This is a genomic window from Cellulomonas cellasea (assembly GCF_006538745.1).
Taxonomy (GTDB): domain Bacteria; phylum Actinomycetota; class Actinomycetes; order Actinomycetales; family Cellulomonadaceae; genus Cellulomonas_A; species Cellulomonas_A cellasea.
Map to the genome: position 1 here is coordinate 108,073 of NZ_BJLR01000019.1, position 10,971 is coordinate 119,043.

A 10,971-nucleotide genomic window follows, 5' to 3' on the forward strand; every position below is an offset into this window, starting at 1 on the left:
TCAGTCGTCGTCGTTCGCGCGGTACGCCGCCATCTGGGCCTTCGCCGCCTCGGCCGCCTGCGGGTAGAGGTCGTCGAGGTGCGCGAAGAGCTGCAGCGCGGTGCTGATCCCGCACGCCATGTGCAGGTCGAGCTGCTCGTCGGTCAGCCCGTGCTCGTAGCTCACGACGTGCTCGGCGTACACGCCGACGTCCTCGCCCTCGACGCGCACGTACGCCTTGGGCCACAGCGTGTCGAGGTTCCACTGGTTCGCGGCGCGGGTCAGCGCCTCGGCCTCGCTCGGCGGGACCTCGCGGGTCCACCGGCCCCGGACCTGGAGGAACTCGCCGTCGGCGCCGAGGCGGAAGAAGTAGAACAGGTGGTCGTCCCAGCGCCCGCCGATGTCGCCGTCGTCGTCGACGCCGTACGTGAAGCCCTGCGCGTCGAGGCGGTCGATGATGCGCTGGTGGCTCAGCGGCGCGAGGACGGGCTGCGCCGCCGCACCCGCCTCCGGCTTGGTGAAGAAACCCATGGGAACCTCGTCGTCTCGTGCGCGCCGTCGCCGGCGCGTCGTGCCCCTCCGGGTCCGCCGGGCGCGCGTGCGCCGGGGACCTGGACCGTGCCGCACGAGACTAGCCGCCCCCGCCGACGCACCGGCGCCAACGGCCGGACCGGGACGAACCGGGCGCACGGTCTCGCGCCCGGTTCCCCTCCGGCCGCTCGCGGGCTCCGCGGGTAGGCTTCCGCGCATGGGTTTCTTCCGGGACCGACGCCTTCGCCGGTGGCTCGGGCTGCGGCCCGGGGCCACGGGTCGAGGGCCCCTCGACGCTCGCCGTGGCCCGGGTGCACGGGCACTGGGCCCCGGCGTGCCGGACGACGAGCTCCACGACCACGTGACCCAGCTGCTCGCCCGTGAGCTCGGCGCGGTCCAGCTCACCGGCGACGTCCCGACGCCCGTGACCGCCGCCCGGGTCGCCGAGTGGTTCGCGCGCCACCAGTTCAGCTACTTCGTCGACAACGACGGCGACCTCGGCGGGCTGTGGCGGGGCCGGCTGTTCTACTTCTTCCTCTTCGGCGAGCACTCCGAGATCCTCCAGGTCCGCGGCCAGTGGCACCGCGAGGTCGCGATCGAGCGGCTCGAGGAGGTGCTCGACGTCTGCAACGAGTGGAACGCCGACCGGATCTGGCCCAAGGCGTACGCGCGCGTGCGAGACAACGGCATGGTCCACGTCGTCGCCGAGGTCGCGACCGACCTCGAGCACGGCGTGACCGACGACCAGCTCAACCAGCTGCTGTTCTGCGGGCTGAGCACGGGGAGCATGTTCTTCGACTCGCTCGACGAGCTCTACCCCGACCCCGCGGGGGTGGCGCCGTGAGCGACGGCTCGCTCCCCCGCTGGGTCACCCGCGTGCTCGGCGGCTTCGGCAAGCCGGAGAAGCACGCGCCGCCCCGCGACCAGGAGGTCCCGACGCCGCTGTCGCGCGACCGGATCGAGGGGTACCTGCGCTCGCGCGGCTACCGCTACCTGGTCGACGACGACGGCGACCTCACCGGGACGTGGGACGGCAGCCGGTTCTGGTTCCTGCTCCTCGGGGAGCACGACGAGATCCTCCAGGTCCGCGGGCGCTGGCACCGCTCGCTCGCGCTCGAGCAGCGCCGGTCGGTCGCCCTGGCGGTGAACGACTGGAACCGCGAGCGCATCTGGCCCAAGGTGTACGTCCGTGAGGAGGACGGCCTGCTCGCGCTGTACAGCGAGGTGTCCGCGGACCTCGAGCAGGGCGTGACCGACATCCAGCTCGCGCAGCTGCTCGCGTGCGGCCTCGGGACCGGCGTGCAGATGTTCACCGCGATCGAGGCCGTGCTGCCGGGCGAGGAAGCCCCGCCGGGCATCCCCGACAACTGACGGCGTCGACCCGGGCGGCTCGTGCCGCGCCGTCGGCCGCTCGGAGCCGCGCGGCCGGTGCCCCGCCCGAGGACGCCGCCCGCGAGCCCGGAGAGCGTCAGCGCCGGGGCGCCCCGAGGGTCGGCAGTCCCAGCACGACGGGTCCCGCAGGCGCGGGCGAGGCCGTGCCGCACCCGGCGGTCGCCGCCGGAGCACCGCCGTGCGCGTGCTCGCCACCGGCCTGCCGCCTCGCCCACGCGTCGCCCGCGCGCGTGCGCCGCACGTCGAAGGACGCGGCGTCGGTGAGCGCCGAGTCCGCGACCAGGTGGTACGGCGCGGCGTGCGTCACGGTGACCGTCACGAGGTCGCCCGGGCGCGGCGCGCCGTCCGCCGGCAGGTCCGCGGGCAGCGCAAGGTGCACGAGCCGGTTGTCGGCGGCGCGGCCCGTCACGCGGTGCGTCGCGCCGTCCTTGCGGCCCTCGCTCTCGGCGACGAGGACCTCGACGCGCCGGCCGACCTGCGCCTGGTTCTCCTCGAAGGAGATGCGGTCCTGCAGCGCGGCCAGCCGCACGTACCGCTCCTGCACGACCGCCTTGGGGAGCTGGTCGGGCAGGTCCGCCGCGGGGGTCCCCGGGCGCTGCGAGTACTGGAACGTGAACGCCGACGAGAAGCGCGCCGCCTCGACGACGCGCAGCGTCTCGGCGAAGTCCTCCTCGGTCTCCCCGGGGAAGCCGACGATGATGTCGGTCGTGATCGCGGCGTCGGGCATCACGGCGCGCACGCGCTCGAGGATCCCGAGGAACTTGTCCGACCGGTAGGAGCGCCGCATCGCGCGGAGCACGCGGTCCGAGCCGGACTGCAGCGGCATGTGCAGCTGCGGCATGACGGTGGGCGTCTCGGCCATCGCCGCGATGACGTCGTCCGTGAACGCGGCGGGGTGCGGCGAGGTGAAGCGCACGCGCTCGAGCCCTTCGATCGCCCCGACCGCGCGCAGCAGCTTGGCGAACGCCCCGCGGTCCCCGAACTCGACGCCGTAGGAGTTCACGTTCTGCCCGAGCAGCGTGACCTCGACCGCACCCTGGTCGACGAGCGCCTGCACCTCGGCGAGGATCTCGCCGGGCCGGCGGTCCCGCTCCTTGCCGCGCAGGTGCGGGACGATGCAGAAGGTGCACGTGTTGTTGCACCCGACGCTGATCGAGACCCAGCCCGCGTACACCGACTCGCGCCGCGTGGGCAGCGTGGACGGGAACACCTGGAGCGACTCGGCGATCTCGACCTCGGCGCGCTCGTTGTGCCGCGCGCGCTCCAGCAGCACCGGGAGCGCGTCGAGGTTGTGCGTGCCGAACACCACGTCGACCCACGGCGCACGGTCGACGATGCCCGCGCGGTCCTTCTGCGCGAGGCACCCGCCGACGGCGATCTGCATGCCCGGGCGCGCGCGCTTGGCGCCGGCCAGGCGGCCCAGGTTGCCGTACAGCTTGTCGGCCGCGTTCTCCCGCACCGCGCACGTGTTGATGACGATGACGTCGGCGGCCTCGGCGGCGGCGTCGGACGCGCTGGCCTGCACGTAGCCGGCCTGCTCGAGCATCCCCGCCATGTGCTCGGAGTCGTGCACGTTCATCTGGCAGCCCAGCGTCTTGACCAGGTAGGTCCGCGCCGGCGCGCCGACGGCACGGGCGCCGTCATGGGCGTCGTGCGGTGCGGGGCCGGCGAGCAGGGCGGCGGCGTCCGCGGGGACGTGGGGCAGGGTCGTGGACATCGCCGTCCAGGGTACGTCGCCGGGCCGCCGGCCCCGTGCGCTGCGGGATCGCGCATTTCCAGGACGTTGCCGGACCGTGACCTCAGCGGGTAGCGGGCGCAACACTTCACCCCTAGGCTCGTCGAATGGTCGACACCCCCGCCGCCCCTGCGCACGACGGCCGGCAGCACACCCTGGGAGCCCCGCTCGTCGTCCTCGACGGGGTCAACAAGCACTTCGGTCAGCTCCACGTCCTGCAGGACGTCGACCTGACGGTCCACCGCGGCGAGGTCGTCGTCGTGATCGGGCCGTCGGGGAGCGGGAAGTCCACGCTGTGCCGCACGATCAACCGCCTCGAGACGATCGACTCCGGGACCATCGCGATCGACGGCGTCCCGCTGCCCGCCGAGGGCAAGCAGCTCGCGCGCCTGCGCGCCGACGTCGGCATGGTGTTCCAGTCGTTCAACCTGTTCGCCCACAAGACGGTCCTCGAGAACGTCACGCTCGGGCAGATCAAGGCCAAGGGCGTCCCCCGGGCGGAGGCACGCGACGTCGCGATGTCGCTGCTCGAGCGCGTCGGCGTCGCGAACCAGGCCGACAAGCTCCCCGCGCAGCTCTCGGGCGGCCAGCAGCAGCGCGTCGCGATCGCCCGAGCGCTCGCGATGAAGCCCAAGGTCATGCTGTTCGACGAGCCGACGTCCGCGCTCGACCCCGAGATGATCAACGAGGTCCTCGACGTCATGGTCTCCCTCGCGCGCGAGGGCATGACGATGGTCGTGGTGACCCACGAGATGGGCTTCGCGCGCAAGGCCGCGCACCGCGTCGTGTTCATGGACGCGGGACGCATCGTCGAGGAGGAGACCCCCGAGAACTTCTTCACCGCGCCGAAGAGCGACCGCGCGCGCGACTTCCTGTCGAAGATCCTGACCCACTGACACCCCGACCCGCCCGACCCGGCGGAGCCACCGCCCCGCCGGGCGCACCGAACGTCACCGACACCGTGGTGCACCGCAACGAGAGGAACTGACAATGCGCAGACGAACCGTGGGGAGCGCCGCAGCACTGGCCGCCCTCGCCCTGACCCTCACCGCGTGCGGCGGCTCCGACGAGCCCGCCGGCGACGCGGGGGGCGAGGAGACCTCGGCCGGCGGCGGCGAGACGATCCGCATCGGCATCAAGTTCGACCAGCCCGGCCTCGGCTTCAAGGACGGCGACGACTACACCGGCTTCGACGTCGACATCGCCCGGGCGGTCGCCGAGAAGCTCGGGTACGGCGAGGACCAGATCGAGTTCGTCGAGTCCCCGTCCAAGCAGCGTGAGAACCTGCTGCAGACGGGCCAGGTCGACATGATCTTCGCGACCTACTCGATCACCGACGAGCGCAAGGAGTCCGTCGCGTTCGCCGGCCCGTACTTCGTCGCCGGGCAGGACCTGCTCGTCGCCGCGGACGACGACTCGATCAGCGGCCCCGAGGACCTCGAGGGCAAGAACCTCTGCTCCGTGACCGGCTCGACGTCGGCGCAGCGGATCAAGGACGAGTACGCCGCCGGGACCAATCTGCTCGAGCAGCCCAGCTACGCCGAGTGCGTCACCGCCCTCACGTCCGGCGCGGTCGACGCGGTCACGACCGACGACATCATCCTCGCCGGCCTCGCCGCCCAGCCCGCCAACGAGGGCAAGGTCAAGGTCGTCGGCAACCCGTTCTCCGAGGAGAACTACGGCGTCGGCCTGCCGCAGGACAACGAGCGCTGCGAGGACATCAACACCGCCATCACCGAGCTCATCGAGGACGGCACGTGGCAGCAGATCCTCGACGACAACGTCGGGGTCTCCGGCTACCAGGCGAACGAGGAGCTCAACCCGCCCGAGGTCCAGGCCTGCGCCTGACCTGACCGCTGACCGCGCGGGGGCGACGGGACCGTCCGTCGCCCCCGCGCGGGTCGCCACGCACCAAGGAGGTGAGAGCGCTGGACGGCGCCTACCTGGACCAGTTCGCCTCGCTGTTCGAGACCTATGACGTCCCCGCGGCGTTCTGGGTCAACATCAAGCTGACGTTCTTCGCGGCGGTCCTCTCGCTCGTGCTCGGCACGGTGCTCGCCGTCATGCGCATCTCCCCGCTGCCGAGCCTGCGCTGGGCCGGCACCTCGTACGTGAACGTGTTCCGCAACATGCCCCTGACGATCATCATCGTGTTCTGCGTGCTGGGGCTCTGGGGTCAGCTCGGGGTCACGCTGGCGCCGGACTTCAACGAGAACTTCCTCCGGCTGGCGATCCTCGGGCTGGCCGTCTACCACGCCGCCTTCGTGTGCGAAGCGCTGCGCTCCGGGGTCAACACGGTGCCCGTCGGGCAGGCCGAGGCGGCGCGCGCGATCGGGCTGGGCTTCCTGCCCACGGCGCGGCTGATCATCCTGCCGCAGGCGTTCCGCGGGTCGGTCGCGCCGCTCGGGAACACGCTGATCGCGCTGACCAAGAACTCGACGGTCGCGGCCGCCGGGTCGGTCGCCGAGGCCTCGGGGCTCATGGGGACGATGATCGAGTTCCGGCCCGACGTGATCTTCGCGATCTTCTTCACGTTCGCGCTCGGGTTCGTGCTGCTCGTGATCCCCGTCGGCCTCCTGACGACGTCCCTCTCGCGACGACTGGCGGTGGCCCGGTGAGCGGCTCGCAGAGCGTCCTGTTCGACGTCCCCGGCCCGCGCACGCGCCGCCGGATGGCGTGGCTCAACCTCCTCTTCGGGCTCGTCGTCGCCGGCATCGGCGCGTTGCTGCTCGTCCTGCTCGCGCGCAAGGGGCAGCTCGACGCCGCCCTGTGGACGCCGTTCCTCGAGTTCCGGACGTGGGAGAGCTTCCTGGTCCCCGGTCTCGTGCACACGCTCCAGGCCGCCGGGCTCGCGATCATCGGCTCGTCGGTGTTCGGCCTCGTGTTCGGGCTCGGGCGCCTGTCCGAGCTCCGCATCCTGCGCGTCGTGAGCGGCACCGTCGTCGAGTTCTTCCGCGCCGTGCCCGTGCTGCTCATGATGATCTTCGTCTGGCTCGCGCTCGGCTTCTCCGGCAACCGGGCGATCGACCCGCAGGACTACCCGCTCATCGCCGTCGTCACCGCGCTCGTGCTCTACAACGGCTCGGTGTTCGCGGAGCTCGTGCGGTCCGGCGTGCACGGGCTGCCGCGCGGTCAGCGCGAGGCGGCGCTCGCCACCGGGCTCACCGGCCCGCAGTCGCTGCGCTCCGTCGAGGTCCCGCAGGCCCTGATCGCGATGCTCCCGGCGCTCGTCAGCCAGCTCGTCGTCATCCTCAAGGACACCGCGCTCGGCTACATCATCACGTACCGCGAGCTGCTCCAGGAGGCCCGGCAGGTCGGGTCCGGGAACGGCAACATCCTCCAGGCCCTCGCCGTCGCCGCCGTCGTGTTCATCGTCATCAACTACGCGCTGACCAAGGCCGCGCCGTGGGTCGGGCAGCGGATGGGTCGCCGCACGAGCGGGCGGGCGAAGGCCGAGGCGCCGAGCCTGGTCGTGGCGACGCGGGACTGAGCGGGCTCGCGACCCGGGCCCGGCGGGCGCGCTCGCGCCGCTGCCCTCCGGAACCGGCTGCCGACGCCGGGTGGCCGGTGTCAGCCGGCGGTCGCGCTCGCGCGGATCTCGCGGACGACCGTGACCTTGATCTCCCCCGGGTACTGCAGGTCCGCCTCGATGTGCTTCGCGATCGCGACCGCGAGCTGCGGGAGGGCGTAGTCGTCGACCTCGGACGGCTCGACGACGACCCGGACCTCACGTCCGGCCGACATCGCGAGGGCGCGCCGCACGCCCGCGTGCGCCGTGACGAGCTGCTCGAGCTTGTCCATGCGCTCGACGTACTGGTCGAGCTCCTCACGGCGCGCGCCCGGCCGGGCCGCCGAGATCGCGTCCGACGCCTGGACGAGCACCGCCTCGACCGTCTCGGCCGGGACCTCCTCGTGGTGCGCGGCGATCGCGTTGACGACCGCCGGCGACTCCCCGCACCGCCGCGCCAGGTCCGCGCCGACCAGCGCGTGCGTCCCCTCGACCTCGGCCGTCAGGGCCTTGCCGACGTCGTGGAGGAACGCGGCGCGGCGGGTCGTCGCGACGTCGGCCCCGACCTCGGCGGCGATGGCGGCCGCGACGAGCGCGGTCTCGACGAGGTGCTCGAGCACGTTCTGCCCGTACGACACCCGCATCCGCAGCCGGCCCATCGTGCGGACGAGGTCGGGGTGGAGCCCGGTGACACCGGCGCGCTCCGCGGCGTCGTGCCCCGCGGACAGGGTCCGGTCGTCCGCCCCCGCGAGCGCCTCGGCGTACGCCGCCTCGATGCGCTGCGGGTGGATCCGCCCGTCCGACATGAGCGCCTCGAGCGCGACCTGCGCGACCTCGCGGCGGTCGGCGTCGAAGCACGAGAGCACCACGGAGTCCGGGGTGTCGTCGATGAGGACGTTGACGCCGGTCAGAGCCTCGAACGCGCGGATGTTGCGGCCCTCCTTGCCGATGATGCGGCCCTTCATCTCCTCCGACGGGAGCGGCAGGACCGTGATCACCGACTGCGAGCTGGTCGGTACCGCGGTGCGCTGGACGGCGGCGGCCACGATGCGCTTGGCGCGCGCCTCCGCGGTCCGGCGCGCCTGCGCCTCGGCCCGGCGGACCAGCGCCGCCGCGTCGTTCGTCGCCTCGTCGACCATGCGCCGGACGAGCTCCGCGCGGGCCTCCTCGGCGGTCAGGTGGGCGACGGCCTCGAGGTGCGCACGTGCGTCCCGGTCCGCCGACGCGCGACGCTCGGCGACCTCCTGCTCGGCGGACGCGAGGGCCTCCTGCCGCTCGCGCACCGTGCGCTCCGCGTCCGCGAGAGCCTTCTGCTCGGCCGCGACGGCGTGCTCACGCTCGACGAGGCGGGCCTCGCGGCGCTCGGCGTCGGCCAGGAGCGCGCGCGCGTCGTCGCGGATCGACGCCACGTCGGCCTTCGCCTGACGGCGCTGCTCGTCTGCCTCACGCCGGGCAACCAGCACCAGGATGAGCGCGACGAGGCAGGCTCCCAGGAGAGCCACGACCAGTCCGAGCTCACCCATCGACGCGTCCACCCCTCGGGAGCTGCTGCGCGGTCCGCGACCCTGCTGCCACGTGGTGCCCGCGCACCCATCCTCCCGCACGCGCCCGACGTGCGGGGCAGCGGCGCGCGGCGCGGGCGGACTGCTCGACGGTCAGTCGCCTCGAGCGGACCGGCTCGACGGTCAGTCGCCTCGCGCGGACGGCCCGACGGTCAGTCGCCTCGCGCGATGTCCTCCGCGACGTCGCCGACCTCCGCGCCCTCCTCGGCGAGCGCCTCGCGCACGAGCCGTGAGACGAGCGCCGGCGGGTAGCCGCGACGGCCGAGCGCGGCGAACGTGCGCCGGGCCCGGACCTGCGGGTCGAGCCGGGCGGTCGAGGCGAGCTTGCGCCGGACCAGCGCACGCGCCGCCTCCTCCTCGTCCTCGTCGTCGACCTCGCCGAGCGCGTCGGACGCGACCTCGTCGTCGATGCCGCGCCGGCGGAGCTCGACGCCGATCGCCCGACGGGAGAGCCCTCGCTCGGCGTGGCGGGTGCGCACGAGCATCCGCGCGTACTCCGCGTCGTCGATCAGCCCGACCTCCGTGAACCGGTCGAGCACGCGCGCGGCGACGTCGTCGGGGACGTCCTTGCGCTGCATCGCCTCCGCGAGCTGGGCACGGCTGCGCGCCGAGCTCGCAAGCAGGCGCAGGGCGATCGCGCGGGCGACGGACTCCGGGTCGGCCTCCTGACCGAGCCCGGACGCGCCGGAGGCGGGCGGCTCGTCACCGCGCCGCCCGCCCCGGCCCCGCATCGGGTGCCCGGTCAGAAGCCGACCTTGGGATCGGCGTCGGCCGGCGCGTCGAGCTTGGCGCCGACGCCCAGCTTCTCCTTGATCTTCTTCTCGATCTCGTTCGCCAGGTCCGGGTTGTCGCGCAGGAAGCCGCGCGCGTTCTCCTTGCCCTGGCCCAGCTGGTCACCCTCGTACGTGTACCAGGCACCCGACTTGCGGATGAACCCGTGCTCGACGCCCATGTCGATCAGGCCGCCCTCACGCGAGATGCCCACGCCGTAGAGGATGTCGAACTCGGCCTGCTTGAAGGGCGGCGCCATCTTGTTCTTGACGATCTTGACGCGCGTGCGGTTGCCGACCGCGTCGGTCCCCTCCTTGAGGGTCTCGATGCGGCGGATGTCCATGCGGATCGACGCGTAGAACTTGAGCGCCTTGCCACCGGTCGTGGTCTCGGGCGAGCCGAAGAACACGCCGATCTTCTCGCGCAGCTGGTTGATGAAGATCGCGGTGGTGCCCGAGGAGTTGAGCGCACCGGTGATCTTGCGCAGGGCCTGCGACATGAGGCGGGCCTGGAGGCCGACGTGGCTGTCCCCCATCTCGCCCTCGATCTCGGCCTTGGGCACGAGCGCCGCGACGGAGTCGATCACGACGATGTCGATCGCGTTGGAGCGGATCAGCATGTCCATGATCTCGAGCGCCTGCTCACCCGTGTCCGGCTGGGAGACGAGCAGCGCGTCGGTGTCGACGCCGAGCTTCTTCGCGTACTCGGGGTCGAGCGCGTGCTCGGCGTCGATGAACGCCGCGATGCCGCCGGCCCGCTGCGCGTTGGCGACGGCGTGCAGCGCGACGGTCGTCTTGCCCGAGGACTCCGGGCCGTAGATCTCGACGACACGGCCGCGGGGCAGACCGCCGATGCCGAGCGCGATGTCGAGCGCGATCGAGCCGGTCGGGATCACCTCGACCGGGGCGCGGCCCTCGTCGCCGAGGCGCATGATCGAGCCCTTGCCGAACTGCCGGTCGATCTGTCCGAGCGCGGCCTCGAGTGCCTTCGTCCGGTCCTGGGGAGCTGCCATGTCACACCTCGTGGTCTCGAGCAGCGCGGTCGCTGCACCTCGTCTGGGGCTGGTCTGTTGACTGCGGGTGACGTTATGCCCGACCACCGACATCCGTCCGTGCGCTGTCCACAGCACGGGTCTCCCCGTCGCTCGTGGACCGTCCCCCCGCCCGGTCGACCCGGGCCGCAGGACCGCCGACGTCCTCACCACGCACCACGGTACCCGAACAGGTGTTCGATGCGGGACGACACGCCGGTCGTGTCAGCGGCGGGGCGGTGCCTGCCGCGCGGCCGATCCCCAGCGGCGCGCGTCGGGGATCTCCATCGCGTCGCACAGCGCGTGCCACACGTCGCGCGGCTCCTCGCCGTCCTCGAGCGCCTGCACCGCGGTCCGTCCCTGCAGCTCGAACAGGACGAGGTCCCGCGCGAGCGCGCGACCGTGCGCGCTGCCGAGCACCTCGTCGACCAGCTGCCAGAACTCGCGGTATCGCACGGCACCA

General features: G+C 72.8%; 12 protein-coding genes. 6 read left to right on the forward strand and 6 right to left on the reverse strand.

From position 1 onward, the window contains the following. Entirely contained in the window at positions 1 to 510 is a 510-nt protein-coding gene (locus tag CCE01nite_RS11170; protein WP_141372357.1) for a type III secretion system chaperone family protein, read from the reverse strand. A 334-nt stretch (positions 511 to 844) separates the two neighbouring features. Between CCE01nite_RS11170 and CCE01nite_RS11175 the strand changes: the two genes are divergently transcribed. Both CCE01nite_RS11175 and CCE01nite_RS11180 read left to right on the forward strand, forming a co-directional pair. After that, positions 845 to 1,354 (forward strand): type III secretion system chaperone family protein, encoded by a 510-nt coding sequence (locus CCE01nite_RS11175; RefSeq protein ID WP_371861035.1) that lies wholly within the window; start codon positions 845 to 847, stop codon positions 1,352 to 1,354. Beyond that, the gene (locus tag CCE01nite_RS11180) at positions 1,351 to 1,881 is read left to right on the forward strand and encodes a type III secretion system chaperone family protein (protein ID WP_141372359.1); all 531 of its coding nucleotides are present in this window, start codon (positions 1,351 to 1,353) and stop codon (positions 1,879 to 1,881) included. Before CCE01nite_RS11175 ends, CCE01nite_RS11180 begins: the two co-directional genes overlap by 4 nt. 97 nt (positions 1,882 to 1,978) lie before the next feature. Here the strand turns inward: CCE01nite_RS11180 and miaB are convergent, their stop codons facing one another. Beyond that, on the reverse strand, positions 1,979 to 3,619 hold the full coding sequence (gene miaB / locus CCE01nite_RS11185; protein WP_141372360.1) for a tRNA (N6-isopentenyl adenosine(37)-C2)-methylthiotransferase MiaB: 1,641 nt from the start codon (positions 3,617 to 3,619) through the stop codon (positions 1,979 to 1,981). Between the two features lie 125 nt (positions 3,620 to 3,744). Between miaB and CCE01nite_RS11190 the strand changes: the two genes are divergently transcribed. From CCE01nite_RS11190 to CCE01nite_RS11205, 4 genes are all read left to right on the forward strand, one after another. Continuing rightward, complete coding sequence (locus CCE01nite_RS11190) at positions 3,745 to 4,533, forward strand: amino acid ABC transporter ATP-binding protein (RefSeq protein ID WP_052104390.1); 789 nt, start codon at positions 3,745 to 3,747, stop codon at positions 4,531 to 4,533. 94 nt (positions 4,534 to 4,627) lie between these two features. Then, the gene (locus CCE01nite_RS11195) at positions 4,628 to 5,485 is read left to right on the forward strand and encodes a glutamate ABC transporter substrate-binding protein (protein WP_141372361.1); all 858 of its coding nucleotides are present in this window, start codon (positions 4,628 to 4,630) and stop codon (positions 5,483 to 5,485) included. An 80-nt stretch (positions 5,486 to 5,565) separates the two neighbouring features. Next, on the forward strand, positions 5,566 to 6,255 hold the full coding sequence (locus tag CCE01nite_RS11200) for an amino acid ABC transporter permease (protein WP_246056491.1): 690 nt from the start codon (positions 5,566 to 5,568) through the stop codon (positions 6,253 to 6,255). Then, complete coding sequence (locus CCE01nite_RS11205) at positions 6,252 to 7,127, forward strand: amino acid ABC transporter permease (RefSeq protein ID WP_034633950.1); 876 nt, start codon at positions 6,252 to 6,254, stop codon at positions 7,125 to 7,127. Before CCE01nite_RS11200 ends, CCE01nite_RS11205 begins: the two co-directional genes overlap by 4 nt. Before the next feature lie 80 nt (positions 7,128 to 7,207). Here the strand turns inward: CCE01nite_RS11205 and rny are convergent, their stop codons facing one another. The 4 genes from rny to CCE01nite_RS11225 form a co-directional block, all read right to left on the reverse strand. Further along, positions 7,208 to 8,668 carry a ribonuclease Y gene (rny, locus tag CCE01nite_RS11210; protein WP_034633959.1) on the reverse strand — a complete coding sequence of 487 codons (1,461 nt, stop codon included), beginning with the start codon at positions 8,666 to 8,668 and terminating at the stop codon, positions 7,208 to 7,210. 191 nt (positions 8,669 to 8,859) lie between these two features. After that, positions 8,860 to 9,438, reverse strand: coding sequence for a regulatory protein RecX (locus tag CCE01nite_RS11215; RefSeq protein WP_034633946.1), 579 nt, complete (start codon positions 9,436 to 9,438; stop codon positions 8,860 to 8,862). Between the two features lie 11 nt (positions 9,439 to 9,449). Then, a complete protein-coding gene (recA, locus tag CCE01nite_RS11220; protein WP_034633943.1) occupies positions 9,450 to 10,490 on the reverse strand; it encodes a recombinase RecA in 1,041 nt (346 codons plus the stop codon). Positions 10,491 to 10,733: 243 nt separating this feature from the next. Further along, positions 10,734 to 10,964, reverse strand: coding sequence for a DUF3046 domain-containing protein (locus CCE01nite_RS11225; protein WP_034633940.1), 231 nt, complete (start codon positions 10,962 to 10,964; stop codon positions 10,734 to 10,736). Positions 10,965 to 10,971 lie beyond the last annotated feature (7 nt).